This window comes from Terribacillus saccharophilus (genome assembly GCF_046592595.1).
In the GTDB taxonomy this organism is placed as follows: domain Bacteria; phylum Bacillota; class Bacilli; order Bacillales; family Amphibacillaceae; genus Terribacillus; species Terribacillus saccharophilus_C.
Genome location: NZ_JAWVPF010000011.1, coordinates 25,705 through 51,507 on the forward strand (window position 1 = coordinate 25,705; position 25,803 = coordinate 51,507).

Consider the following 25,803-nt stretch of genomic DNA (forward strand, 5'->3'; position numbering starts at 1 on the left):
AAAGGGGCAAGCTAACATGTCTTACTCGAACCATACTTTCCATTACAATAAAGCAGCTGTCGATTACCGCATTTATCCTTCTTACAACCCTGACAACTCCCGTACCATCCTTCTTCTTCATGGTTTCCTTGCCTCCGGAAGCTGCTTTCACCGCATGATTCCGGAGCTGCGTCAACGGTTTCAAGTCATAACTTTGGATTTCCCTCCTTTTGGAAATAGTGAGAAATCGGCTGAGATAGCTTTTTCCTATGAAGACTATACCGTTCTTGCAGCGTCGCTTCTTGATTATTTACAGATAGAAAAATTGGACATTGGCGGTCATTCAATGGGCGGACAAATTGCTATGCGCCTCGCTTATAGCTATCCTGATCGCATTGATAATCTGTTTTTGTTTGCCCCTTCCAGCTATATGCTGCCAACGGACGCATTCTCAAGCTTGATAGCCTCTGCCAGCATCTTTCCTGCGATTATGCAGCTCGTATTCGAAGCCTCCAGTGTTGTTGGTTTCCTGCGCCATCTGGTTGCTGATCCGGAAAAGATAAACCTGCGGATGGTAGTTGCATACAGCATTCCTTTTATGGCCAAGGAACTTTATCCGAGTCTTGCTCGATTCATCCGATCACGCGGTGGTGATTTACCGAATGACAGTCTGCAGCAGATAAATGCAAAAACAATCATCTTCTGGGGAAAAGAGGACCCATTATTGCCTCCTTCCATTGGCTACAGGCTGCTTGCTGAGCTTCCCCATGCCACCCTCCATATCCTTCCTGATGCCGGTCATCTCTTACCGGAGGAGACACCGGAGACCATTGTCTCGTATATAAAGTGATCAAGCCCTTCGCTTTTCGAAGCTTTTATTTATATAATGGGAAAAGAACGATGGAAGGAGTGCGGACTATGCATAATTTCGAAATAGTTCATGACCGAAGGAAGACTCGGTCCGTGAAATGGGACAATCTCACAGCATTATATGGAGGAGAAGATGTTCTGCCCATGTGGGTTGCGGACATGGATTTCCAGTCACCTCGAGCGGTGATAGACGCCTTGAAGAACAGGGCAGAACACGGCATTTTTGGTTATACAATTACAGATGCCAGCATTTCAAAGACCGTATCCAACTGGGTTGAAAAACGTCATGGCTGGCGCATCAAGCCAAGCTGGCTTCTATACAGCCCTGGCGTCGTGACGAGTCTGCATATGGCTATCCAGACGTTTACCAAACCAGGTGAACAAGTCGTCATCCAAACGCCTGTTTATGCCCCTTTTTACAGTGTGGTCACGGCACATGATCGCAAAATCGTTGAAAACCCTCTGCTAGAAGTAAATGGTACATATCAGATGGATTTTGAACACTTGGAAACATGTTTCCAAAAAGGAGCAAAGACGATGATTCTTTGTAATCCGCATAATCCAGTCGGACGTGTATGGACGAAGGATGAGCTGGAGCGCTTAAGTGAGCTGTGTCAAAACTATGATGTTTTACTTTTGTCGGATGAGATTCATGCCGATTTGATTCATGAAGGATATAAGCATATCCCTATTGCCTCTTTGTCCGACAACATGGGCAAACGGACGATCACATTCCTGTCTCCATCAAAAACATTTAATTTGGCCGGACTGCAGGTTTCCTACAGCATCGTCGAGCGGGAAGATATGCGCAAGCAGCTGCAAGACACCTTTTCCAAACAAGGCTTTCATATGCTGAATACAATGGCTGTAACAGCAATGGAAGCAGCCTATACGGACGGTGAGGAATGGCTGGATGGTCTGCTGGACATATTGGCAGTCAATCGGAAGCTGACGGAAGAAGCGCTTGCTGATACTCCTCTGATTCGGATTGCACCCCTGGAAGGCACTTATCTGATGTGGCTGGATTGCCGCCAGATGCAGCTGGAACAAAAAGAACTGATGGACTTCTTTGCTAAAAAAGCAAAGATCGGGTTTAATGATGGCATTCAATTCGGAGTAGCTGGTGCTGGATTTGTCCGGATGAATATCGCCTGTCCGCCTGAAACGATGCGGGATGCACTTGAACGGCTGACAAACAGTCTGAATGAATTCGAGGCAGCAAAATGACTTTGGAAATCGGCAGCGTCGTAAAAGCACGCTATAAAACTGGTTCCTATGTCGGAAGAATCAAAGAAGAACGCGGCAAGTTTTATTTAGTGGAAATACTTGCTGTTCTGAAGCACCCTCAGCAAGGTGATTTGCATCATCCAAAGGAAACGGAAGATGTTTTCTTCCATGAGCGCAGGGCGCTTGCACACCATGAAAAAGCAAATATACCAAAAACCGCAGTATCAGCTTATACAGATACATTACCAGAGTACTCCGATTCGCTGCGTGCAGCGGTTCAGCAGCTAAAGCACGATTTGGAGGAACAGCCCAGATCCCGTTACCAAGAACTCGCACTTGCAAATGTGGAGACACTGGAAAAGGATTACTTTAAATAAACTTCAAAGGCAGGAACTTATGCTTCCTGCCTTTTCTCATTATCTTAAGAGCCTGGTACTTTCAAATTTCGTTTTTTCACCACAGGCTTGCCAAAAATCTTATTCGTTAACTGCGGGGCATATTCGAATAACAGAACGCCGATAAAAGCCGCCAGGACGATATAGATGCCGGCAAAAACCTTCGCCGTACCAATTGCAATGCTGGCAATGACTACACTGAATTCCCCTCTGGCACAGATAGATAAGCCGCCTCGGAAAGCCACTCGCTTTGGCAATCCGTACATCAACCCGCCGAAGTAACCTGTCATCACTTTGGCTGCCATCGTCCAGATCAGAACAATCGTAAGCAGTACAGGCATCGGTACACCGTCACCGAAATCTATGGTCGTGCCAAAATAGATGAAAAACGTTGGCAGCAATAGATCCCGAATCGGGTTGACAGCATGCTCCACTCGCTCGATCTTGCCTGATTCAGCCAATATCATTCCGGCCAAGAATGCACCCAGCACCTCCGACAAACCCAGATAAACAGCAAATCCGCCATAAGATAAGGCTATGCCAATCAATAATACGATCTTGAAGTCCTCGTCCTCAATCTTATCCATGAATGTATCAAACCTGCGGAAAATCGTTTTGCTAAGCACTACTGCCCCTGCTGCAAGAGCAAGTATTTTAAGCACAAGATAGAGAGCATTAATCGGTTCAAAGCTTCCTGAACTGCTGATACCGATGAGCACGGCCACTAAAATCGGAGCAATGATATCCTCGAATATTAAAAGCGCCAGGATGAATTCCGTCTCCATATTTGCCATCCTGCTTTTATCATCCAACAGCTTTGCCGTTATCGAAGAGCTAGTGGCGTAGGCCACAGCACCAATTAAAAATGATGTAAACAGATCCACTTGCATAATCAAGCAAATCCCCATCGTCACACCAAGGCTTAACATAACATCCAAGATACCTGTCGACCAGATTTTTTTAGCTATACTGCCAAGTCTGGAAATACTGAATTCAAGTCCGAGCACGAAAAAAAGCAAAACAATGCCAACTTCGCTTGAAAAATGGAGAATTTCATTATGAAGCAGCAGATCAGCCAGGATAATGCCAAACAAAATATAAAGAATGACACTTGGAAAGCGTATTTTGAGTGAAAGAAAGCCTAGATAGAATATTCCGAGCAAGACAAGGCCAGCTCCAAGCAGCGTTGGCAGCTGCACACTCAAGCCTTTTCCTCCTTGCCGGCACAGAGGTCGATCATCGCATCAATCTGCGTTTTCTTTCCAATCGACATCAGTACGTCCCCAGGATGCAAGACCGTATCCGGTTCAGGAATGGCAATCGTCTCATCTCCTTGAATGATACCGATAACAGTGACCCCAGTTTTGGAACGCACAGCCGCCTCTCCCAATGTCTTGGCAGCAATCTCTGATGATTCAGATAATTCGATGTAGTCTACGATAATTTGTTTGCGGAAGAGCTTCAGCTGATCTGTATCAACTGGCTGATATGTTGCACCTAAAAGCTGGGCACCTAGTTCCCGTGTTTCATCTGCTGTCAAATCCATAGCGAAATCCGCTTCATCACTAGAAGCATCCTCGAAGAAATACAATTCCCTTTTACCGGAGTGATGGACGATGATAACCACCATCCCCTCTTCCCCAGTGCGCAGCGTAATCTTGCTTCCGATACCAGGAAGCTGTGATATATGACATTTCATCAGCCAGGACTCCCCCTACAGCGTATTATACTCCTTAGAAAAAAGTATAAAAAAAGCCGGAGAAAATCTCCAGCTTTTTCGATCAGCTCAAATGGCTTTCCAGCACTTCCTGGATACCTTCTATTGCTGCTTCCTCATCGTTTCCGTCTGTTGTAATCACAACCTGTGCTCCTTGCGGGACACCTAGTGACATGACACCCATGATCGATTTCAAGTTCACTTTCTTTTCTTTGAATCCCAGTTCAATCTCTGAGTTGAACTGGCTTGCTTTATTGACAAGCAGCGTTGCAGGTCTCGCATGGATCCCTGTTTCGCTTGTAATAGTGAATGTTTTTTCTTGCATTGTAATTCCCTCCAAAGCAAATAGCTCATGTATGTAAATGTGAAAGTAGTAACATAATTATTATAGGAGAAAAGAAAGCGTTTTTAAATAACTAAGCCACTTTTTTAAGTTTAAAAACAGCTTCTCGGCATAAGATTGAGTTTCTCCGGTATTTATGGTAATTTTGACACATCTATAAAAAGGAGTGCTGTCATGAGTGTACATATAAATGCAGAAGCTGGCCAAATCGCAGACAAGATCTTGCTTCCTGGCGATCCGCTTCGCGCAAAATACATCGCTGAAACATTTTTGGAAGATGCAAAGCTTTATAACGAAGTAAGAGGAATGTATGGCTATACTGGTACATACAAGGGAGAGAGAATCTCTGTTCAAGGTACGGGTATGGGTGTCCCTTCCATCAGCATCTATGTAAATGAGTTGATTCAAAGCTACGGCGTGAAAAAACTGATCCGCGTTGGTACTGCCGGCGCTATCCAGAAGGACGTAAAAGTCCGTGATGTCATCTTGGCATCAACGTCCAGCTCCGATTCCCAAATAAACCGTCAGGAATTCGGTACAGTTGATTTTGCACCTACAGCTGACTTTGATTTGTTGCTGAAAGCATATCAGGCTGGTCAAGCAAAAGGCTTGAATATCCGTGTTGGCAACGTCTTTACAAGCGACCGCTTCTATCGTGACAACACGTTGGAATTCTACGGTAAATTAGCAGATTACAAAGTGTTGGCTGTTGAAATGGAGACAACTGCACTTTACACGATTGCTGCGAAACATGATTGCCAAGCGCTATCTGTCCTTACAGTGAGCGATCACATCCTTACTGGCGAAGAAACAACCGCCGAGGAGCGTCAGACTACTTTTGGCGACATGATGGAGATTGCATTGGATGCAGCAATCCAGGCATAGAAGAAGGCTTCTATGCCTTTTTCTATGCCTATATTGTAAACCTCAATAAACTTTAAGTTGACAATAAAGATGGTGTCGTTTACTATTTCTCCAAGGAGTTGATAAGTTATGAGTCGTACAGGTAAATTGACTGCAAGCGCGATGTTTGTGGGCTTGATGACAGTAGGAGCAAACATATCGGTTTGGCTGCCTTTTCTTGCTGTTCCAATCGGAGGACAAACAGTGCCATTATCCTTGCAGCCGTTCTTCGCATTACTTGCAGGTTTGCTGTTGGGCTATAAATGGGGAGCCTACAGTATGATCTGCTATGTATTGCTTGGCCTGACCGGTCTGCCGATCTTCGCAGATCTCTCGGGAGGATTCGGTGTCTTTGCCGGACCAACAGGCGGTTTCTTGCTCTCATTCATACCTATTGCCTTTGTAGCTGGTTTCATCATGGAAAAGACATCTTTTCGATATCGTGTTTTTGGGGCTGTCATTGCAGGTGTACTAGTAAATTATCTTATTGGAGTCACCTATATGTACGGCGCCATGCAGCTTTGGATGGGCGTGGATATAAGCTACCTGGCTGCTTGGATCAGCATGATTCCGTTCTTTATCAAAGATTTCTGTTTCGCGATACTTGCAGCATTGTTTTACCCTCGTGTGGCCCATGCATTCAGAAAAGGTAAAGTGACATATAATACTTCGTTTAAATGACATTTTCTCAGGGAAATTTAGTTATAATGAGTACATCATATATTATAGCTTTTTCTCTGAAAGGATGTAGCACTACATGTCATTGTTACAAAACATGCCTCTATGGAGTGCATTGATTGCCATCGTTTTTGCACAAGTAATAAAAGTGCCCATCCGTGCGATTGCGGATAAGCGCCTCCAAGCCGACCTGGCATTCAGTACGGGCGGAATGCCAAGCAGTCATTCAGCTGCTGTTGCTGCACTGACGACCTCGATCGGCTTTGAAAGTGGTCTTGATTCCCCTATTTTCGCCGCATCCTTTGTCTTCAGCATCATCATCATGTTTGATGCATCCGGTGTGAGAAGGCAGGCCGGTGAACAAGCGATTTTGCTTAATTTGCTATTAAAAGATTTTCAGCGCTTTGTGGATGAAGCAAAAAACTGGGGCAGTAAGCAAGAGTTCGAGAAGAATCGGGAGATCAGAGAGATGCTTGGTCACCAGCCGATTGAAGTCTTTTTTGGCGCCCTAACCGGCATTGGTATTTCTCTCGTCATTTATTTGCTGTTTTAATTGCAAATGCAGCTGCTTGCTTCCGAAGTCACGCACCGGGAGCTGCCTCTGTTCATATTGGATGACGTCCTCTGCTGTTAAGTTAGTCAGCTGGCTCCAGGTCACATACATAGCTGTAAGCCAGAGGGAACAAAGCAGTGCTCTTATGCACCATCGTCTTATCATATCTTTCACCTCTGGTAACAGCATCGACAAATGAGAATATCCGTATACAAAAGAAAAGCAGCCATATGGCTGCTTTTTGCTTAACTGAATATATTGAATTTCCCTTTTTTCAGGACAAGTCCAACACCGCCGAGCTGATAGAGATAGCGATTATCCGATGCTTTCTTCATTACATCCGCCGGTTTCCCGAATAGCTTCTTGCCCATTACCATACCCATGGCATCACCGCCTCCCAATGAAGCGAGCGTCCCCTTGATATCCGGGACGAATTTCTGGGTATTACTTTCCTTGCGAATAAGTGCTTTCAAGTTCTGGGCACAGTTATAGCCCATTTGCGTAGCTATTTGTGCAGTCGGCGGGTATGGCTTGCCAGTTTCATTATTTATAACGGCCGCACAATCCCCGACAATGAAGATATCCTCATGATTAGGATCACGCAGATCTTCTGTTACCATCACCTTGCCGCGGTTTACTTCAAAACCGGACTCCTCCAGTATCGAATTACCTTTGACACCGGCTGCCCATACAGTTGTGTTAGTTTTGACCGTATGTCTCTCGCCTGCTTTTTCATAGACAATGCTGTCAGCTGTCACTTCCTTGAGGAAGGCATTTGTCTGGAATTCAATGCCTCGGGATTCCAAGGAATTCAAAGCGTATTCGACAAGCTGCGGATCAAAGCCCATCATGACGGAAGCACCTGCTTCCACAACGATAACACGTACCTTATCACGGTCTATATCATATTCTTTGCACAGCTCCGGTATACGCTCTGCCAGTTCTCCAGCAAACTCGATGCCTGTGAAGCCGCCTCCGCCGATAACAATATTAAGACGCTCCTCTTTCTTTTCCGCTTCATTGTTATACACAGCGAAATTGTGTTCGATATGCTCCCGAATCAAACGGGAGGAATTGATGCTGCGAATCATGAAAGCATGATCAAGAAGGCCGTCGATCCCGAAATTCGCAGGCTCAAAGCCTAATCCCACAACAAGATAATCATAGGAAATTTCGCCGTTTTGCATCACAAGTTTTTTTTCGTCAGGTTTGATTTTTGTTACCGTATCTTGGACAAAATTGACTTTTTTAGCGTCGATAACATCCTTGATTGCAATCCGTGTTTGATCGTGGTGTCTCGTACCTGCCGCATTTTCATGGAGCCATGTTGTCTGATAATGGTAATCATGCTTGTTTACGAGCGTGATGCTCGCCTCGTCCGCTCCAATCAGTTTCTGAAGTTTCACTGTCGTGATCAGGCCGCCGTACCCAGCACCTGCAATCACAATTTTTGGTTTGTTCATCTTCGATCACATCCATTAACATAGTTTGGTTTTTCCTAGTATTGCAGCAACCTCACAACACATTAATTTTTTTGTTTGTGATACTATTCACTTTATAAAGCAGATGAAAACATAAAACTGTCACAAAACCGTCATCAATATTATGGTAAACGTTTTCTTTCCTTTTTACAACCAAAAAAGGGGAAGCTTATCCTGTCCTGCGGGCATACTACGATACAATAAAAATCCTTCTTCTTACTCATATTTCAGCAACTATGATAAAATACCAGTTGTTACGTTTAAAAATACTAGGAGGAACCGGTATGTCAGATCAAGTATATGATGTGACCATCATCGGTGCAGGTCCAGTCGGACTTTTCACCGCATTCTATGGTGGGATGCGTCAGCAAAGTGTCAAAATCATTGAAAGCCTTCCCCAAGTGGGCGGACAGCTTTCTGCTTTATACCCGGAAAAATACATCTACGATATAGCAGGCTTCCCCCAAGTCCGCGCGCAGGAATTAGTGGACAACCTTATGGAACAGCTGAAACGTTTCGATCCTACAATTGCACTCGGTGAGTCTGTAGATAAAGTCGAGCGTTTGGAAGATAATACATTCCGCATCGAAACAGATAAAGGTGTACATTTCTCCAAAACCATCATCATCACTGCAGGAAACGGTGCTTTCCAGCCGCGTCGCCTGACAGTTGAGCGTTGTGACGAGTTTGAGGGTGTCAACCTGAATTACTATGTGGATAACATGCAAAAATACGCTGGCAAACGTGTTCTTTTAGCAGGCGGCGGCGATTCTGCCGTGGACTGGGCATTAATGCTCGAACCAATTGCAAAAGAAGTCATTCTCGTACACCGCCGGGATGAATTCCGTGCGCATGAGCATAGTGTGGAACGACTCATGCAGTCCAATGTGAGGATCATGACTCCTTATACACCAGTTGAGATGCTAGGTACTGACCGCATCGAACAGGTTGTGCTGCAGAAGGTGAAAAGCGAAGAAACGGAAACGATCGATGTGGACGAAGTACTAGTCAACTACGGGTTCATTTCTTCCCTCGGTCCAATCAAGCAATGGGATCTCGAAATTGAGAAAAACAGTATTGTTGTTAATACAAAACAAGAAACGAATATCCCTGGCATCTACGCTGCAGGTGATATTTGCACATATCCTGGCAAGGTCAACCTGATCGCCTCTGGTTTCGGTGAAGGTCCGACTGCCATCAACAATGCCAAAACATACATTGATCCAGATGCTCGTGTACAGCCTAAACATTCCACAAGCATGTTTTAAATAACACCGCACCGGTTACCTTTATGGAAACCGGTGTTTTTTTATACTTCTTGTATAAGGAAGCCCGTCTATCACACACTAGTATCGATAAAGGAGGAGCTGTATGGAAAACGAATTCGAACATCGCTTAATTCCGCTCGCCTCAATAAAGAGCGGAACAGAAACAACTGTCTCCCCAACTGTTCATGGCTATCTTGACAGAATAGTGAATGTCTTTTTCATTGAAAATCCTGTTACAAAAGAATGGGTGCTTGTCGATGCTGGAGTCCCTGATACAGCAGGCAATATCAAGAAAGCTGCTGCTGAACTATTTGGCGAAGGCGCCAAACCAGCATGCATCATCCTCACACATGGTCACTTTGACCATGTCGGCAGCATCGTCGAGCTAGTAAAGGAATGGGATGTCCCTGTATATGCGCATGAGCTCGAACTTCCATATCTAACGGGACAGCTAGATTATCCTGAAGCTAAGACAGATGCTGGCGGCGGACTGATCACCAAGCTGTCCAAAACGTTTCCGAATGTCGGGATCGATCTAAGCAAGCATGTACGGCTCGTTCCGCTCGACCATCAAGTACCGCATCTTCCAGGCTGGGAATGGATCCATACGCCTGGCCATACTCCCGGACATATCAGCTTATTTCATACAGAAGACAAAGTCTTGATTGCGGGGGATGCGTTCACGACCGTGCAGCAGGAATCCCTGCACAAAGTGCTTACGCAGCAAAAGGAATTCAACGGTCCTCCCCGCTACTTCACTATGGACGAGCAAGAGTCCTTCCGCTCCATCCGTAAGCTGCAAGAGCTGCATCCGCAAGCAGCAGGTACTGGACATGGAATGCCTGTATTCTTTGATGAATTGGAAGAAGGTTTAAAAAAATTAGCTGAAACAAAAAAATAGGAGAAGGGGTTATACCCTTTCTCCTATTTCTGTTTTCTTCTTCAATTTTGGTACTGTTTTGCGGATTGTCATCTGGCGGAAATCCTGCTCCAATTCTTCCAGTGTCCGATCCTTTGTTTCCGGCAGGAACTTTTGGATAAAGAGAATAGCAGCAATCCCCAGGACAACGAAGATCAGGAATGTGCTGGATAGCCCAATTGCACTTAACAGTACTGGGAATGTCAAACTAATCGTGAAGTTTGTCATCCATTGGAAGAATACAGCGATTCCCATGCCCATTCCACGCAGTCTGGAAGGGAAAATTTCTGCCAGCATCAGCCATGTGACTGGTGACACAGCACCTTGTTGGAATGCAAGGAATGTGACAGTCAGAGCTAGCACCATGTAAGGAAGTGCTGTTGTTCCTTCAAAGAAAGTAGCAACGATTGTAATAAGCAGCAGTGCACTTGTTGTTCCAATAAAACCTACCGTCAGCATCTGTCTGCGTCCTACTCTTCCCAACAGCCAGATCCCAACGAAAGTAGCAAGTACAGAGATGACACCATTTGCAATATTACCAATCAGTGCTGCCTGTGTTCCGAATCCTGCATTACTTAAAATCTCTGTGCCGTAATACATGATGGAGTTAACGCCAGTAATCTGCTGGATAATACCTATCCCCATACCAATAAGGACGATTTTTCTGATCCAAGGTATTGCAAGGTCTTTGTACGAGGCCTTATCCTGTTTCTCCTCTTTTTCCACTGTTTTGCGAATTTCAGCCATTTCTTGTTTCGCTTGGTTTCTGCGGCGGATTTTTGAAAGAATTTGGAAAGCTGTCTTCAGCATACCTTGCTGTGCAAGCCATCTTGGGCTTTCCGGCATGACCAGCATCCCGAACCAGAGTACGATAGCAGGCAAGGTTGCGATAACCAGCATATAACGCCAGATATGACCTGTATCACCAAATAAGTTACCAAGTGCAGCGTTGGAAGTATAAGCAAGCAGCTGACCAGTTACGATCATCAATTCATTTTGCGTTACCATTCGTCCGCGTTTCGCTGCTGGAGACATCTCCGCAAGGTAAGCCGGGACAGTTACGGAAGCACCACCGACTGCCAAACCAAGCAGTACGCGGAAGATAACCATCGTCTCCGTGTTCGGAGCGAATGAACAGCCCAATGTCGCAATAAAGAATAAAACAGCAAGATACAATATAATACGTCGACGACCTATCTTATCGGCAAGCTTCCCGCCAAATACAGCACCGAATGCTGCTCCTAACAGCAAGGAACTGGCAACAACACCTTCTGTCAGCGGGGTCAGATTCAGCTGATCGGACTGCCGCATAAATGGCAGAGCACCATTGATGACTCCTGTATCATATCCAAACAATAATCCTCCGAAAGTAGATATGATGGCAATCCATCTCAGCCTTCGCTTCGAACTTTGTCCATCATCCTCATTCTGTGGGACATGCCCTTTTTCAGTCTCGTGTTTGTCCATATTTTTCTCCTCCATTTACGCATTTGACTGCTGCATGAATCATGCTTTTACCCTTGTTTGTATGTAGAGGGTGGTAGAAGTTATATACCCGTCTTTTATCAAAATAATCACTTTTGTTATATTACAACTCTGTTTCAGCTAAACAGTTGTACCACAGCAAACATATTAATTGGCATTTTCATCCACAAAAAAGACATAACAATATCTTTCTTTATACAAGAAAATCCCCTCCTGACATCCAGGAAGGGATTTTTCTATTTACACTCTTTCACTTAGTTCAGCTTTTTTATTCAGTTTTGGAACAGTCTTACGGATCTTTTTATTACGGAAGTCTTGTTCCAATTCCTCCAGTGTACGGTTTTTCGTTTCTGGCAGGAATTTTCGGATAAAGATAATCGCACAAATACCTAGTACAACGAAGATTAGGAAAGTACTTGATAATCCAATTGCGCTAAGCAGTACCGGGAATGTCAAACTTACAGTGAAGTTCGTCATCCAGTGGAAGAATACAGCTATTCCCATTCCCATTCCGCGAATACGGGAAGGGAATATCTCAGATAACATCAGCCACGTAACTGGTGAAACAGCACCTTGCTGGAATCCTAAGAATGTAACCGTAAGTCCAAGTACCATATATGGCAGCGCAGGACTACCCTCAAAGAAGGTTGTGACGAGAGTAAGCAAAAGCAATGCACTTGTCGTACCGATGAACCCGATTGTAAGCATCGGTCTCCGGCGAACCTTGCCTAATAACCAAATACCGAAAATAGCGGCAGCAACGGAAATGATACCATTTGCGATATTACCTATAAGTGCCGCATCACGGCCTAATCCAGTTTCACTTAAAATCTGCGTACCATAATACATGATAGAGTTAACACCAGTTATTTGCTGGATGACACCAATACCCAAACCGATCAGCACAATGTTTCTAATCCATGGTATAGCCAAGTCTTTGAAGGAAGCTTTATCGAGCTTCTCCTCTCTTTGGACGGCTTTCTTGATTTGTTCGATTTCCTGTTTCGCACGGTTTTTACGGCGAATCTTCAATAAGATTTGAAAAGCGGTCTTCAGCATACCTTGCTGCGCAAGCCATCTTGGGCTTTCCGGCATCACAAGCATACCGAACCATAAGACAAGTGCAGGAATTGTTGCAATAACTAGCATATAACGCCAGATATGAGCTGTATCCCCGAACATGTTTCCAAGAAACGCGTTAGAAGAATAAGCAATCAGCTGGCCAGTAACGATCATCAGATCATTGATTGTAACCATTTTTCCTCTTGATTCAGATGGAGATACTTCAGCTAGATAAGCTGGAACTGTTACGGATGCACCACCTACAGCCAGACCGAGCAAGACTCGGAAGACAATCATCGTCTCCGTGTTTGGTGCGAATGAACAGCCTAAAGTTGCAATAAAGAATAAGACAGCTAAATATAAAATGACACGACGGCGACCGATCTTATCTGCCAGCTTCCCCCCGGAAACAGCACCAAATGCAGCACCTAGAAGCAAGGAACTTGCTACCATCCCTTCCGTTAACGGTGTCAGATTCAACTGATCTTCCTGACCCATGAAAGGCAATGCCCCATTGATTACACCTGTATCATAACCGAATAATAATCCGCCAAAAGTAGAGATGAATGCGATCAGCCTCAATCTCCGCTTCGAACTTCGACCATCATCCTCCATTTGAGGGACTTGTCCTTGTCCATTAGCATGTTTGTCCATCTTTCTCTCTCCTCCATTTTTGCATGTTGTCTGTTGCACAAACAAACATTGCTTTCACCCATGATTTGTATGTAGGTGTTGGTAGGAGTTATATACCCGTATTTTATTAATATAATCACATTCAAACATTACAATATTTGGTTTTGTATACGAAAGAGGTTTATAGAGTTCCATAGACTTATCATAGATTTTTGGTCATTGTTACAGTTTCCACCTGATTTCCATTGGGCTTTACGACTGTTTCACTGTCGGTTATATGAAATCCATTCTTTTTGTATAAATTGATATTTCTTTCCTCTGTCAGCCTCACCTGGCAGCGCAGCACAGCAAAATCATAGGCTGCTGCATAATCTTCTAATGCCTGAAGTAGCTGTCCTGCTATTCCTCGGCCTCTTTCTTCTGGTAGTACAGACAAACGAAAGAAATATAGAGCATCGTTCTGTTCTTTAAAACGGACGGTTCCTACAGCTGTTTCACCCCGCCAGTATAAGAAGGCTTTTTCATTTACATTTAAAGAAGTTCTGATCGAGTCCGCTCTCTCATTTAAAGCACTGGAAGGAATCGCCATATGTCTATATTCCTCAAATGCAGCGAGCATGACAAGATGGATTACCGAAGCATCTTCAGGTGTTGCAAAAGTAATCATGATAGACCTCCTTTTGACTAAATGAAATTTTGAACTGCAGTCGAATTCCAGCACACATTTCCCCAGATAAAAGGAAAGACAGGAAACTACACTGAATTGGGAAATAAAAACTTACTCGATAGCCATTAGGTGATAAAAATTGTTTCTTTAATTATATAAACAAGCGAAACTCCCCCTTATTTTCCCAATACCGGAATTCTAGTTTATATTTTACAATTTAATAGAATTACACCATTTAAACGATAGGAGGAATTACGAAATGAAGAAAAGTAAAATCTTAACGCTCTTTTTTATCAGTCTCGCTATGGTGTTCACATTATCTGTCTACCTGCAGCCTTCTAAAGTCCAAGCAGCCACTGCCAACACACCTGTTGTCTTTGTTCACGGTTTAACTGGCTCCGATTCAAATTTCTATTTCATTGAAAGATACCTGCAGGGCCAAGGCTGGTCAAATGATGAACTTTACTCAATCGATCTTCCAAGCAAGCAGGGACATCAAGAATTGAATTCAATTGCCATACAAGGATTTGTCGATGATGTACTCGAGGAAACAGGCAGTGACAAAGTTAATATCGTAGCCCACAGTATGGGCGGAGCAAACAGTCTGTATTACATACTGAATAAAGGCGGAAGTGCCAAAGTAGATAAACTAGTAACGCTTGGAGGGGCAAATAGACTGACAACCAGTGCTGCACCTGCTGGTATAGATACTACTTCCATCTATTCTACAAGTGACTATATCGTGAACCCGTCTCTCTCTATCCTATCTGGTGCGGATAATATACGAATTTACGGTGTATCTCATATCGGCCTTTTAAACAGCTATCAAGTAAATGGCCATATTAAAGCGGCTCTTCAAAATTAAGAAAAGATCTATGCAAAATAAGCCTTCCTGCCGTTTGTAAGAACAAACGTCCAGGAAGGCTTATTTATGCATCAGCAATTCTCAGGCGTACCAGCATTCGTAGCTGTCTTGAAGGATGAACCGCATCCGCAGCTGACGATGGCATTCGGGTTATCGATGGTGAACCCGCCGCCCATCATATTTTGTTTGAAATCGATTGTAGTGCCTTGGATAACCGGGATATCCATAGAACGGATGATGACCGGAATATCGTTGACCTCTTCGAATGTATCCAACTCTTCATTCTTTTCGTATTCAAAGCCGAGGCTGTATGAAAGGCCGCTGCAGCCGCCGCCTTTGACACCAAAGCGCAGCAAAACAGTTTCTGCGTCTTCTTCCTTCATCATTTCTTTGATCTGAAGGCTGGCACTGTCGGTAATATTCAATACCATTTTGAGTTACCTCCCCATTCTAATCTTACTTTCAGTATACGCTCCTATACTCCGATGCTCAAGCACTGTGCTCCCAATGGAAAATACCGGATACAGTTTTCTCGGCAGCGCCGCGCATCCAGACAGAACCATCTTTTTCCCAGCGTATGAACAAATCACCGCCGCTAAGATGGACAGTCACTTCTTCTCCGTATGGTGCCTTGCCATTTTGAATGGCTGCAACGACTGCCGCACAAGCACCGGTACCACAAGCTTGCGTTACACCCGAGCCGCGTTCCCAAACACGGAAATGCATTTCTTTCTCAGAAACCATCTCGATGAATTCGACGTTGACTCCTTCTGGGAACCGTGGATCATTCGTAATAACGGGACCCTGTGTATAAAGCGGCGCTTCATCAATGTTTTCGACAAAGAATACGGCATGTGGATTGCCCATGCTTACCGCTGTGACATGAAGCAGTTCTTCTCCTGCTTCAAAAGCTTCATTGATGACTTCCTGGCCAGTTTCACCCTGCATCGGAATCAATTCACGCTGTAAAATCGGCGCTCCCATATCAACTGTCACTTCATGCACATGCTCTTTCGTTCCATGTACTTTTGCTTCTACTTGACCTGCCTTCGTCTGAATCGTGAATGTATCATCTTTCACCAATTCATTTTCGTAGGCATATTTGGCAACACAGCGCAGACCGTTACCGCAATTCATCGCTTCGGAACCGTCAAGATTGAAAATACGCATACCGACGTCACATGTTTCGCTTGGATGAATAAGTATCAAGCCGTCAGATCCAATTCCAGTATTCCTGTCTGCAACAGCGATCGCAAGCGGAGCGAGCATTTCCTCCTCGAGCTGGAATTGGAACAGATCCACGAATATATAGCTGTTTTTTAAGCCGTGCAGTTTCACAAATGGTATGTCCATTGTCTCTTCTCCTCTACTATGAAAAAAGCCATGGCCTGCGAAAAGCAGACGCACGGCCAATTAAAATAACGGATTCTCTTCGATGAACTTATAAACATTTTCGACAAGCTCATCAGGTGTCTCGGCTGTCACCGGTTCGCCGTTCACAAGCGCAAACATATGCTGGGCACAAATGCCGCAAAAGCTTGTACAGCCGTATTCTATCACATCAAGTCCCGGATCACTGTCCAGCTTTTCAAAAGCTGCCTGCGATCCAGAGGCTAGATTGTTTACACAAAATTCAATGATCGGATTCAACCCGCTCACTCCTATTCTAGGATGTAACACTATCAAGTGATAATCCTACCATAAGGCGGGATATCAGCACAACTAGGTTGCGCTGACTGTCTCGACAGCTTTTGTGACTGCCTTGAGTGAAATGATACCTTCCCCTGCTATCTCATCATTGACGAGCACCACAGGATAGAACAAATCTTCTTCTACCACTTTCGCCGCGAACTGTTTGTGCTTTTCCACATCAGGCGGTTCGTTTATATCAATATATTCAAATTGGAATTGTTCCTTTTCGAATTTCCTAGCCAATGCAGCCTGCAGCCATTCATATGTGTCTTTCGAGCTTGGTGCATTCACACAGCTCGCACAGATGATGTCAGCTCCATACACGGTAATAGTAGTGATCATTTCGCTCCATCCTCTCGTATGCTGATAGCTTCAGTTTACCGTAACAAGCACGATGTTGGAATTTATTTTTTAATTGATAGGATTTCTCAGTTAGCCAGCGTGGATTTTTTGTCCGAAAGGATTTATAATGAATATATAATCGTAAGGGGGATAATGGATGATGGAAAACCAAGTACAAGAAGTTCTGAATAAATTGCGTCCATTCTTGCTGCGTGATGGCGGCGACGTCGAGCTAGTCGATGTTGATGAAGGTATCGTGCGTCTGCGTCTTATGGGAGCATGCGGTAACTGCCCAAGCTCTACGATCACATTGAAAGCCGGAATCGAACGTGCCTTGATGGCAGAAGTTCCTGGAGTACGTGAGATCGAGCAAGTATTCTAATATATTTATAGAGCCACGGAGAAGTGAAAACTCTTCCGTGGTTCTTTATTTACATGATGGGTATGGGTAAAAACAAAACCCACAGAAATCATCCGGTTTCTGTGGGTTTTCTTATGCTTCTACAGCCAGCTCTTCTGCACAGCTTCCTTTTGCAGCACAAGAAAGCAAAAGCCATTCAAAGTCAGGGTACATATTCTTATAATGCGTATGGACAGCGTCCGCTCTGGCCTCATCGATTAAAGCGATCATCGTCGGCCCAGCCCCGCTTAAATAGACACCATATGCTGCTTCCTGCAAAGAATCGGCGATTTCTTTATAATGCGGAATCATGGACTGCCGATAAGGCTGATGAAACAAATCCTTCGTCATCATCTTTCCGAGCAGCCTCCAATTTTGCTGCAGCAGCGCAGCTACTGCAACATTTGCGATACCACTAGCCTTTACAGCGTCTTTGTATGGAAGCTGATCTGGAAGAACAGCTCTGGCATCTGCTGTTGCTAGCTTGAATGAAGGAATGACTGCCAGGAAACGCACATCCTTAATCGGTGTCTGTACATAATGGACTTTGTCATCATAAAACCCAATCACACATCCGCCTAAAATGGATGGTGCTGCGTTATCAGGATGTCCTTCCAAGCTTACAGCGATTTCGAGTTTTTCTTCATCGCTCAATCGAAGCGACAAAAGACAATTCGCCAGCTCAATTCCGGCAACAAGGGCCGTGGCACTGCTGCCAAGGCCTCTGGCCAATGGAATATCACTATTCATATGGACCATACATGCCGGCAGCTCGCTAAATCCATAGCGCTTTGCCACATAAAGAGCTGTTTCATAGATTATGTTGTCTTTGCCAGCCGGCAGACCTTGCACGGCATCTGACATTGGTATGAACTCCCATTCTGCCCCAGCTTGGACCTCAAGCTCTAAATACAAATCCAAAGCGATACCAACTGAATCGAAGCCAGGTCCGATATTGGCAGTGCTTGCCGGAACGCTTATTTGCCAGCGTTTCATTACATCCTCTCCTTGATGGCGTCTGCAATCACTTGTTCTTCGTTCGGAAGGACAACTGGCTTGATTGTGCTGTATTCGATTGCTGTATTTGGATCCTTCAATCCATTTCCAGTCAGCACACTGACAACTGTTGCACCTTTGGGTACCTCCCCTTGCTCCAATGCCTTCAGCAGTCCGGCAAATGAAGCACAAGATCCTGGTTCAGCGAAAATGCCTTCTTCCCGGGCAATCCTTTGATAAGCCGCAATGATCTGCTCATCTGTCACTTCATCGATTGTGCCGCCTGATTCATCTCTTGCAGCGGTTGCTTTCTGCCAGCTTGCAGGGTTTCCAATACGAATCGCCGTACCGACAGTTTCCGGATTTTCGAAGACACGGTCATGTACTATCGGAGCAGCCCCGCTTGCTTGGTAGCCTTTCAGAACAGGAAGACTATACCCTTTTTCTGCTTCATATTCCTTGAAGCCTTTCCAATAGGCACTGATATTCCCTGCGTTGCCGACCGGGATGAACAAATAATCCGGTGCATGTCCCAATTGTTCACACAGCTCGAAGGCTGCCGTCTTCTGTCCTTCGAGACGATATGGATTGACAGAATTGACGAGCGCCACCGGTTCGGTTTCACTTAAATTCCACACTACACGAAGTGCATCATCGAAATTGCCTTCGATCGAGAAGATTTCTGCTCCGTACATGACAGCTTGTGCAAGCTTCCCTTGTGCAATTTTACCTTCTGGGATGACAACGAAGCAGCGCATTCCAGCGCGTGCCGCATAGGCAGCTGCTGAAGCAGATGTATTGCCTGTCGATGCGCAAATGACTGCTTTCGCCCCTGCTTCTTTTGCTTTGGCAATGGCCATGACCATACCGCGGTCCTTGAAGCTTCCTGTCGGGTTTGCTCCTTCGATTTTGGCATAAGCTTCGATGCCGTATTCCGCTGACAACTTCTCAAGTTTTACTAGAGGTGTATTTCCTTCTCCCAAACTTAAGACAGGTGTTTCCCCTGAAATTGGTAGATATTGGTTGTATGCTTCTAAAAGCCCTTTCCATCTCATGCTCTTCAATCCTCTCCGTCTACACGATAACAGCTGATGACGCGCTTTACGACGTTCAATTGTTCCAGCTGCTGTATGCTGTTTTCGATTTGCTGCTTGCTGTGTTTATGTGTCACCATGACAACTTCTGCTGTTTTCGATTTGCTATGAGGCAGCTGGAGGATCTTCGCAAACGAGACATCCTGACCGGCAAACACATTTGTGACAGCGTGGAATGCCCCTGTCTGATCCTCTGCTTCGACGCGAATGAAATACTTGGCGTGTTTTTCCGTATCATCTTTCAGAGCAGTCTTATATTGCGGCTGTACATATGCCTTGCCGCTGACACCCAAGCGGATATTCTTAACAACCTCCATAAGATCCGATACGACCGCTGTCGCCGTTGGCAGTCCGCCAGCTCCAGGACCATAAAACATTGTTTCGCCGACTGCGTGTCCATATACATAAACAGCATTGTACTCATTCTTCACCTGCGCCAGAGGGTGTGCTTCCGGCAGCAAAGTAGGTTCGACGCTCACTTCGACTTTCCCGTCATCGATTGCGGCGATACCGATAAGCTTTATGATATAGCCAAGCTTTCCGGCAAAATCAATATCTTGCTGCGAGATTGAAGTGATGCCGGCCACTTGGACATCACTATAAGCCACAGGCATTTTGAATGCCAAATTCGCAAGCAATGTCATCTTGCGGGCCGCATCCAAACCTTCCACATCTGCAGTTGGATCAGCTTCGGCAAATCCGAGTTCTTGAGCTTCCTTCAGCACTGCTTCAAATGATAAGTTCTCATCTGTCATCTTCGTGAGGATGAAATTTGTCGTCCCATTGACGATCCCCATTACTTTTTCGATCTTATCTGAAGCAAGGCCGTCACTGAGCGAGCGGAGAATTGGAATACCACCTGCCACACTAGCCTCGTAATAAATATCGGTATTATATTCTTGGGACAGTGCAAACAGCTTGTCACCGTGCTCCGCCATCAAGTCTTTATTGGCTGTCACGATATGCTTGCGATTGCGGATACTCCGTTCAAGCAGCTGATACGTATTCTCCATACCGCCCATGACTTCCACAACGATATCGATTTCCGGGTTATCGGTAATATCTGCGGCCTCCGTCGTAAGGATGGAAGCATCCTTGATATAATCCCGTTTCTTCTCCTGATTCTTAACCAGTACTTTCGCTACTTCCACTTCACAGCCGAGCTTATATCGAATTTGTTCCTGGTGGTCCTGTAAAATCTGGACCACCCCACTTCCGACTGTGCCAAGGCCGCATAAGCCGATTTGTATCCTTTGTTTCATCTTATCCAGCCTCCTGTCCACCTCAAATAAACAAATGTTTTTATATAAAGGACATTATAACTCTATCAATCTACTATCGCAACCAACTTTACAAATAATTTTCCAATATCGGTATCTCAAGAGAGTGCGTATCGACATGCATGCTTTCGAATAATCCAGCCAGACGCTGCTCGTACTTGCTTTGCTGCATGATAAGCGTTTCATACGCTTTGTCAGTCACACCTTTCTCGATTTGGTCAAAAAGGTGGAGCGGCATGATCAGCCTCGCATACAGCAGCCGCATGCCAAATACAGAAAGCGGTCGCTGCTGCAAATAAGACTGCAGGAATTCTTCCGTATCCTCCGTTTCTTCCTTACAAAAAGCAGTCCTTACTAATTCGGCTAAGTCACGAGCTGGATGGTCATAAATGATGCTATGAGGCAGCACATATGTTTCTGCCAGTTCAGACTGATATTTCATAAATACAGTGGTCGGCTGGTCATAGTCTGTAAATCGGAACTCATTGCTTGTTTCATTCAAGTATTGAATAGCAAGCTCCGTCCTGCCGATAACATAGTGAAAGGTATCCAAGAAGAACCGTTCCTCATGGACAAGCGGCCGTTTTTGATAGACGTTGGAATACAATCTTTCTGCTTGCGACAGGCGTGCAGTCCATAGTTCACTCCATTTCCCGTAGCTGGAAAGTGTATCCGGTGCGAAAGGACAGCCAGCGCCAAGCTGATGGAATACAGCCAGCTCCGCACCATGCGCATTAAGACTTCTTGGATAAGGCGGCGGCATTTCCACAACGAGATATGCTGTATTTTCATAGACCGTCACTATCTGACCATCTGTTGTCAGCAGCGGCTGCGCAAGACGCAGAAAACCTGCCTCCTGCATATAAGCAGTTATTGCAGCCAATTCATAATAACTGTCTTGATCCGTCCTTGCTGGTATAATGACATATAATCGATCTGTTGTCTGATAAGCGTGATAATTCCGGTAAGAAACCGGCTTGCCGCTGAACCCTGGTATATACTGCTGCATCAACTGCAACACGAGCAAACACCTCCTGTTCCATTTTATGAGTCATAAGTAAGAAACATGTTCAAGAGCTGACGGTTGGAGCATAGGCTAAAAGGGTATACTGCTAAACAGAATCATACATAGGAAAGCGAAGTGATCTTATGACAGCCGAATTAGAGAAAAAAGCGCGGGAGTGGCTCATTGAACGCGGGGTACAAGTAAAAGACATCGCAGAACTTGTCCATTTTCTGCAAGAGAAATATTATCCTGGTCTTACGATGGACCGGTGCATATATAATGTGGAACGCGTTTTATCAAAAAGAGAGGTCCAAAACGCCATCCTGACAGGAATCCAGCTTGATGTGTTAACAGAACAAGGAAAACTGGAACAGCCACTACAGGATAACCTGGCGAGGGATGAAAGCCTGTACGGTATTGATGAAGTAATCGCACTATCCATCATCAACTTATACGGATCAATCGGATTCACGAATTACGGTTATATCGACAAACAGAAACCTGGTATTTTGGCCAAGCTGAATGATAAAAGCAGCGGAGAATGCCATACCTTCCTGGATGACATTGTAGGTGCGATCGCCGCGGCAGCTGCCAGCAGACTAGCGCATAGTCAGAACGATGAAGAAAATATCGATGGATAAACAGAAGAAGCAGCTATAAGCTGCTTCTTTTTTTGTGATCAGTATCCAAATAGCCACTCTCCGAATATAGTGTAAACGTCTAATACATGAGGAGGGAATCTTTTGGAAAATACCTCAACCGGTTATCCAAATCGTTTAGCATGGCATGAAACCCTGGAGCTGCACGAACTTGTTGCTTCGCAGGCAGTGGCTTTGACGAAAATGAAACATTTCATCGGGAGTATCAATGACGGTGAACTTCGCTCTATTTATGAACAGACGATACAAGGGCTGGAAAGCAATTTAAATGAATTGCTTCAATTCTTCCCTTATGCACCTGGTCCTAACGAGGTAACAGATACACGGCAAGTCAGTCCTGCTTTTTATGCCGGTGATCTGCTGGTTTTCGCCAAGACTTCTGTCCGGAATTATGCCATTGCAATCACAGAAACAGCTACCCCTGTTCTCCGCGAGACACTACGGAAACAATTACAGCTGGCAATCGATACGCATGCGAAGATCTTTGATTATATGTACAGAAGAGGCCTTTACCCAGCATATAACTTCGAACGTCTGCTGCAAAACGATATCCGCAATGCGAACAGAGCAATTCAAATGGGCTATTGATTCTGAATAAAAGTCCCAACTAACAAAGAGCAGCCTCCAAGGGAGGCTGCTCTTTATTTAAATTCCCATTCTGTTAACGTATCAATCGTATATGTTGGCTTCGGATTGAGGGAAGGAAGTTCTTCTCTTCTTGTAAAACCAGTGCATACCATCAGTGTATCCAAACCCGCCCGGATACCTGCTGTAATATCAGTGAGGTAATTATCTCCTACCATAAGGACTTGATCCTTTTCCAAATCCAATAGCTTCCTTGCCTGTTCCATCATGATGTTCTCCGGTTTGCCGATAAAAGTCGGTTCAATACCAGTACTGACAGAAATGACAGCTGTCATCGCACCATTACCCGGCATCAAGCCAGCATCGGTAGGAAGGGCCCGGTCACTATTCGTGGACAGGAACTTTGCACCTGCCCGGACAAGCAGACAAGCCTTAGCCAGCTTGTCATACGTAATCGATGTATCAAGACCGATGACAACAAAATCACAATCCTCTTCCGCTAAAGTAAGCTCCTCTTTCGCCAAAGCGTCAAATAAACCTTCTTCGCCGATAGCAAATACCCTGGCAGCTGGATTTTGCTCACGGATGTATGCTGCAGTCGCCATACTTGTCGTGAACACATCTTCTGGATTTGCAGCTATATCCATTTGGCGAAGCTTATCAGCTACTTGCTCCTGTGTGCGTGTCGAGTTATTCGTTACGAAAAGATGCTTTTTACCAGCGTCCTTCAGTCTCTGAATGAATCCTGGCGCAGCTTCGATCCGCTCCTTGCCCAGATACATCGTTCCATCCAGGTCAATCAGATATCCATCATATGCTTTCATCTTCGCTGCTCCTTGCAAAAGCGGAAGCTGTCCGCGTTTCATCCACCAAATAAGCTCGTACCCATTTTACGTATTGTTCCAGCAGATCGTGGTGTTTCTCCATCGTGTGCGTAAGCCTTTGGTGATCCACTTGCTGATATTCAGCAGTAAGCATTTTACGAAGTGCAATCACCTCTTTAAAGGCTGGTGCAGTGTCTTCGGCTATTACCTTTTCATCTGCAAGGATATCGATAATATCATCATAACTGCCCGGGTCACGCATAATGAATCCGTCAATTACACTGTTGCCAGTATCCAGTATACCTTCAATCAAGAGCTGCGCCCGCCGTTCAGCAGCAAGCTTATCTGCCAGCCCGGCAGAATGAGGTATCTCTGCTGCAAGCAGTTCTTCCATATATGTAAGGATTGCTTCTATCTTTCGTTTATCCACAAAGTACATCGTATTTGCCCCTCTCTTGCGCGTTTTACTTTGCCGGAACTTTTTTCACGACAAAATAAGCACAGCCAAAATTGCAATACTCATACAAATAATCTTCCAACGTACTGATTTTCGTATCAAAGGTGGATTTTGGGTTGTCGTCATCAAAGAATCCTTTCAGACGAAGCTGCTCATATCCCCAATCTCCGACAATGTAATCATATTTCGTCAGGATTTCGCTGTAGCGGTTTTGGAATGCCTGTTCCTGAAAGGCCCCCTTTACATCCTGCACCACTTCATAGTGCTTGCCTTGTACTGTTGTTTTCACCATCTATCGACTCCCCTATCTTGCTTCTAGTGTAGCATATTTTTTTTATATTTTCGCATTACTTCCTCGCAACTAATCATCAGGACTCATGAAAATCTAATCTCTGTACAAACTAACAGTAAACGTGTAAGGAAAGGTGAGCAGCACATGAAAAAGATGCACATTGCCATGCTGCTGATTCTCTTGCTAAGCAGTTTCCCTTTCTCCGCCTCTGCAAAAGGAGAAGAAACTGTAAATAAAGCAAAGCAGGATCGCATGGCGCTTTACAAAAAAACAGCAGCTGCCACAGGACTTCCTTGGTATTATTTAGCTGCAATCGATCAGTATGAACATAATCTTCCGAACCAATCCAAACAAGAAGAAAAACTTATCGCAATCGAAATTCCCGAAGAGATGTGGTTCGGAGCTGCTGAGCATGGAAAACAAGCGGACGAATCCTCCATTTTATGGTTCCACGGATTAGGGCGGGATGGAGATGGAGATAAACAGGCTGACCCAGACAACCCGGAAGATGTACTGTACACAATGGCTTCTTTTATTCAGCGCTCTGGCATTACAAAAAATGATATCAAAATAGCCCTTTGGCATTATTATGAGCGTGATCTCACCGTACAGACGATTATGAATACAGCCAAACTGTATGAGAAATTCGGAACAATAGAGCTGGATAAACGCTCCTTCCCGCTTCCTCTCCACCATAATTACAGCTACCGAAATACTTGGGGAGATGCACGAGGATTTGGCGGCAGAAGGATCCATGAAGGTACAGACATCTTCGCAAACTACGGTGTTCCTGTATACGCGACAACATATGGCGTCGTCGAACTGAAAGGCTGGAACTTGTATGGAGGCTGGCGTATCGGCCTGCGCGACAGCAATAATATCTATCACTACTATGCCCATTTGAACGGTTTCGAAAAAGGCGTATCCGTCGGGGACGTTGTTAAACCTGGAGACGTGATTGGGTATGTTGGAGCCAGCGGCTATGGACCTCCAGGAACTTCAGGAAAATTCCCGCCACACTTGCACTACGGCATGTATAAGGATAATGGACGTTCGGAGTTTTCCTTTGACCCCTATCCTTATCTTCGAATTTGGGAACAAAAATCCAAACAGCAAAAAAAGGAAGGCTGA

Annotated in this window: 31 protein-coding genes; 13 read left to right on the plus strand and 18 right to left on the minus strand. The window is 44.9% G+C overall.

Annotation, left to right across the window (positions count from 1 at the left end; genetic code table 11):
- The first annotated feature begins 16 nt into the window (after window positions 1–16).
- The 3 genes from SFC25_RS16955 (at window position 17) to kapB (ending at window position 2,453) form a co-directional block, all read left to right on the plus strand.
- Entirely contained in the window at window positions 17–829 is an 813-nt protein-coding gene (locus SFC25_RS16955) for an alpha/beta fold hydrolase (RefSeq protein ID WP_411216399.1), read from the plus strand.
- Between the two features lie 68 nt (window positions 830–897).
- On the plus strand, window positions 898–2,076 hold the full coding sequence (locus tag SFC25_RS16960; protein ID WP_411216400.1) for a MalY/PatB family protein: 1,179 nt from the start codon (window positions 898–900) through the stop codon (window positions 2,074–2,076).
- A complete protein-coding gene (gene kapB, locus SFC25_RS16965; RefSeq protein ID WP_411216401.1) occupies window positions 2,073–2,453 on the plus strand; it encodes a kinase-associated lipoprotein KapB in 381 nt (126 codons plus the stop codon). The genes SFC25_RS16960 and kapB overlap by 4 nt, the downstream gene beginning before the upstream one ends.
- Before the next feature lie 44 nt (window positions 2,454–2,497).
- On the opposite strand, the gene SFC25_RS16970 is transcribed toward kapB, so the two are convergent.
- From SFC25_RS16970 to SFC25_RS16980, 3 genes are all read right to left on the minus strand, one after another.
- A complete protein-coding gene (locus tag SFC25_RS16970; RefSeq protein ID WP_411216432.1) occupies window positions 2,498–3,670 on the minus strand; it encodes a cation:proton antiporter in 1,173 nt (390 codons plus the stop codon).
- A 2-nt stretch (window positions 3,671–3,672) separates the two neighbouring features.
- Complete coding sequence (locus SFC25_RS16975; RefSeq protein WP_411216402.1) at window positions 3,673–4,170, minus strand: cation:proton antiporter regulatory subunit; 498 nt, start codon at window positions 4,168–4,170, stop codon at window positions 3,673–3,675.
- A gap of 82 nt (window positions 4,171–4,252) precedes the next feature.
- Window positions 4,253–4,513 (minus strand): phosphocarrier protein HPr, encoded by a 261-nt coding sequence (locus SFC25_RS16980; RefSeq protein WP_411216403.1) that lies wholly within the window; start codon window positions 4,511–4,513, stop codon window positions 4,253–4,255.
- A gap of 192 nt (window positions 4,514–4,705) precedes the next feature.
- Between SFC25_RS16980 and deoD the strand changes: the two genes are divergently transcribed.
- The 3 genes from deoD (at window position 4,706) to SFC25_RS16995 (ending at window position 6,665) form a co-directional block, all read left to right on the plus strand.
- Complete coding sequence (gene deoD, locus SFC25_RS16985; protein WP_038564986.1) at window positions 4,706–5,416, plus strand: purine-nucleoside phosphorylase; 711 nt, start codon at window positions 4,706–4,708, stop codon at window positions 5,414–5,416.
- A 108-nt stretch (window positions 5,417–5,524) separates the two neighbouring features.
- Window positions 5,525–6,115, plus strand: a complete 591-nt coding sequence (locus SFC25_RS16990; RefSeq protein WP_411216404.1) for a biotin transporter BioY — start codon at window positions 5,525–5,527, stop codon at window positions 6,113–6,115.
- A 76-nt stretch (window positions 6,116–6,191) separates the two neighbouring features.
- Window positions 6,192–6,665: a divergent PAP2 family protein gene (locus SFC25_RS16995; RefSeq protein WP_411216405.1), complete on the plus strand. Its 474-nt coding sequence runs from the start codon at window positions 6,192–6,194 to the stop codon at window positions 6,663–6,665.
- A 245-nt stretch (window positions 6,666–6,910) separates the two neighbouring features.
- Here SFC25_RS16995 and SFC25_RS17000 read toward each other — a convergent pair whose 3' ends face one another.
- Entirely contained in the window at window positions 6,911–8,128 is a 1,218-nt protein-coding gene (locus SFC25_RS17000) for an NAD(P)/FAD-dependent oxidoreductase (protein ID WP_411216406.1), read from the minus strand.
- A 302-nt stretch (window positions 8,129–8,430) separates the two neighbouring features.
- On the opposite strand from SFC25_RS17000, the gene SFC25_RS17005 reads away from it, so the two are divergent.
- Window positions 8,431–9,414, plus strand: coding sequence for an NAD(P)/FAD-dependent oxidoreductase (locus SFC25_RS17005; RefSeq protein WP_411216407.1), 984 nt, complete (start codon window positions 8,431–8,433; stop codon window positions 9,412–9,414).
- A gap of 103 nt (window positions 9,415–9,517) precedes the next feature.
- The gene (locus tag SFC25_RS17010; protein ID WP_411216408.1) at window positions 9,518–10,315 is read left to right on the plus strand and encodes an MBL fold metallo-hydrolase; all 798 of its coding nucleotides are present in this window, start codon (window positions 9,518–9,520) and stop codon (window positions 10,313–10,315) included.
- Window positions 10,316–10,324: 9 nt separating this feature from the next.
- Here SFC25_RS17010 and SFC25_RS17015 read toward each other — a convergent pair whose 3' ends face one another.
- From SFC25_RS17015 to SFC25_RS17025, 3 genes are all read right to left on the minus strand, one after another.
- Window positions 10,325–11,800 carry a sugar porter family MFS transporter gene (locus tag SFC25_RS17015; RefSeq protein WP_411216409.1) on the minus strand — a complete coding sequence of 492 codons (1,476 nt, stop codon included), beginning with the start codon at window positions 11,798–11,800 and terminating at the stop codon, window positions 10,325–10,327.
- A 258-nt stretch (window positions 11,801–12,058) separates the two neighbouring features.
- A complete protein-coding gene (locus tag SFC25_RS17020; RefSeq protein WP_411216433.1) occupies window positions 12,059–13,495 on the minus strand; it encodes a sugar porter family MFS transporter in 1,437 nt (478 codons plus the stop codon).
- A 220-nt stretch (window positions 13,496–13,715) separates the two neighbouring features.
- Window positions 13,716–14,180, minus strand: a complete 465-nt coding sequence (locus SFC25_RS17025) for a GNAT family N-acetyltransferase (protein ID WP_411216410.1) — start codon at window positions 14,178–14,180, stop codon at window positions 13,716–13,718.
- Between the two features lie 259 nt (window positions 14,181–14,439).
- Between SFC25_RS17025 and SFC25_RS17030 the strand changes: the two genes are divergently transcribed.
- Entirely contained in the window at window positions 14,440–15,045 is a 606-nt protein-coding gene (locus SFC25_RS17030) for an esterase/lipase family protein (protein WP_411216411.1), read from the plus strand.
- A gap of 71 nt (window positions 15,046–15,116) precedes the next feature.
- Here the strand turns inward: SFC25_RS17030 and SFC25_RS17035 are convergent, their stop codons facing one another.
- The 4 genes from SFC25_RS17035 to SFC25_RS17050 form a co-directional block, all read right to left on the minus strand.
- Complete coding sequence (locus tag SFC25_RS17035; RefSeq protein WP_411216412.1) at window positions 15,117–15,476, minus strand: HesB/IscA family protein; 360 nt, start codon at window positions 15,474–15,476, stop codon at window positions 15,117–15,119.
- Window positions 15,477–15,534: 58 nt separating this feature from the next.
- Complete coding sequence (gene dapF / locus SFC25_RS17040; RefSeq protein ID WP_411216413.1) at window positions 15,535–16,398, minus strand: diaminopimelate epimerase; 864 nt, start codon at window positions 16,396–16,398, stop codon at window positions 15,535–15,537.
- 60 nt (window positions 16,399–16,458) lie between these two features.
- A complete protein-coding gene (locus SFC25_RS17045; RefSeq protein WP_038564957.1) occupies window positions 16,459–16,695 on the minus strand; it encodes a YuzB family protein in 237 nt (78 codons plus the stop codon).
- 72 nt (window positions 16,696–16,767) lie between these two features.
- Window positions 16,768–17,079: a YuzD family protein gene (locus SFC25_RS17050; RefSeq protein ID WP_411216414.1), complete on the minus strand. Its 312-nt coding sequence runs from the start codon at window positions 17,077–17,079 to the stop codon at window positions 16,768–16,770.
- A 157-nt stretch (window positions 17,080–17,236) separates the two neighbouring features.
- On the opposite strand from SFC25_RS17050, the gene SFC25_RS17055 reads away from it, so the two are divergent.
- Complete coding sequence (locus tag SFC25_RS17055; RefSeq protein WP_038564952.1) at window positions 17,237–17,461, plus strand: NifU family protein; 225 nt, start codon at window positions 17,237–17,239, stop codon at window positions 17,459–17,461.
- A gap of 111 nt (window positions 17,462–17,572) precedes the next feature.
- Here the strand turns inward: SFC25_RS17055 and thrB are convergent, their stop codons facing one another.
- The 4 genes from thrB to SFC25_RS17075 all read right to left on the minus strand — a co-directional run bounded on the left by thrB (window position 17,573) and on the right by SFC25_RS17075 (window position 21,870).
- Window positions 17,573–18,475, minus strand: a complete 903-nt coding sequence (gene thrB / locus SFC25_RS17060; RefSeq protein WP_411216415.1) for a homoserine kinase — start codon at window positions 18,473–18,475, stop codon at window positions 17,573–17,575.
- Window positions 18,475–19,530: a threonine synthase gene (gene thrC / locus SFC25_RS17065; protein ID WP_411216416.1), complete on the minus strand. Its 1,056-nt coding sequence runs from the start codon at window positions 19,528–19,530 to the stop codon at window positions 18,475–18,477. The genes thrB and thrC overlap by 1 nt, the downstream gene beginning before the upstream one ends.
- Before the next feature lie 5 nt (window positions 19,531–19,535).
- The gene (locus SFC25_RS17070) at window positions 19,536–20,831 is read right to left on the minus strand and encodes a homoserine dehydrogenase (protein ID WP_411216417.1); all 1,296 of its coding nucleotides are present in this window, start codon (window positions 20,829–20,831) and stop codon (window positions 19,536–19,538) included.
- A gap of 88 nt (window positions 20,832–20,919) precedes the next feature.
- The gene (locus SFC25_RS17075) at window positions 20,920–21,870 is read right to left on the minus strand and encodes a protein kinase family protein (protein WP_411216418.1); all 951 of its coding nucleotides are present in this window, start codon (window positions 21,868–21,870) and stop codon (window positions 20,920–20,922) included.
- A 128-nt stretch (window positions 21,871–21,998) separates the two neighbouring features.
- On the opposite strand from SFC25_RS17075, the gene SFC25_RS17080 reads away from it, so the two are divergent.
- Window positions 21,999–22,496: a phosphatidylglycerophosphatase A family protein gene (locus SFC25_RS17080; RefSeq protein ID WP_095224326.1), complete on the plus strand. Its 498-nt coding sequence runs from the start codon at window positions 21,999–22,001 to the stop codon at window positions 22,494–22,496.
- A 102-nt stretch (window positions 22,497–22,598) separates the two neighbouring features.
- The gene (locus SFC25_RS17085) at window positions 22,599–23,102 is read left to right on the plus strand and encodes a spore coat protein (RefSeq protein ID WP_411216419.1); all 504 of its coding nucleotides are present in this window, start codon (window positions 22,599–22,601) and stop codon (window positions 23,100–23,102) included.
- Window positions 23,103–23,155: 53 nt separating this feature from the next.
- Here the strand turns inward: SFC25_RS17085 and SFC25_RS17090 are convergent, their stop codons facing one another.
- The 3 genes from SFC25_RS17090 to SFC25_RS17100 are packed head-to-tail and all read right to left on the minus strand — an operon-like array spanning window position 23,156 to window position 24,672.
- The gene (locus SFC25_RS17090; protein ID WP_411216420.1) at window positions 23,156–23,923 is read right to left on the minus strand and encodes a TIGR01457 family HAD-type hydrolase; all 768 of its coding nucleotides are present in this window, start codon (window positions 23,921–23,923) and stop codon (window positions 23,156–23,158) included.
- Window positions 23,910–24,362: a DUF86 domain-containing protein gene (locus SFC25_RS17095; protein ID WP_411216421.1), complete on the minus strand. Its 453-nt coding sequence runs from the start codon at window positions 24,360–24,362 to the stop codon at window positions 23,910–23,912. Before SFC25_RS17095 ends, SFC25_RS17090 begins: the two co-directional genes overlap by 14 nt.
- A 25-nt stretch (window positions 24,363–24,387) precedes the next feature.
- On the minus strand, window positions 24,388–24,672 hold the full coding sequence (locus tag SFC25_RS17100) for a YutD family protein (protein WP_411216422.1): 285 nt from the start codon (window positions 24,670–24,672) through the stop codon (window positions 24,388–24,390).
- 144 nt (window positions 24,673–24,816) lie between these two features.
- Between SFC25_RS17100 and SFC25_RS17105 the strand changes: the two genes are divergently transcribed.
- Window positions 24,817–25,803 carry a M23 family metallopeptidase gene (locus SFC25_RS17105; RefSeq protein ID WP_411216423.1) on the plus strand — a complete coding sequence of 329 codons (987 nt, stop codon included), beginning with the start codon at window positions 24,817–24,819 and terminating at the stop codon, window positions 25,801–25,803.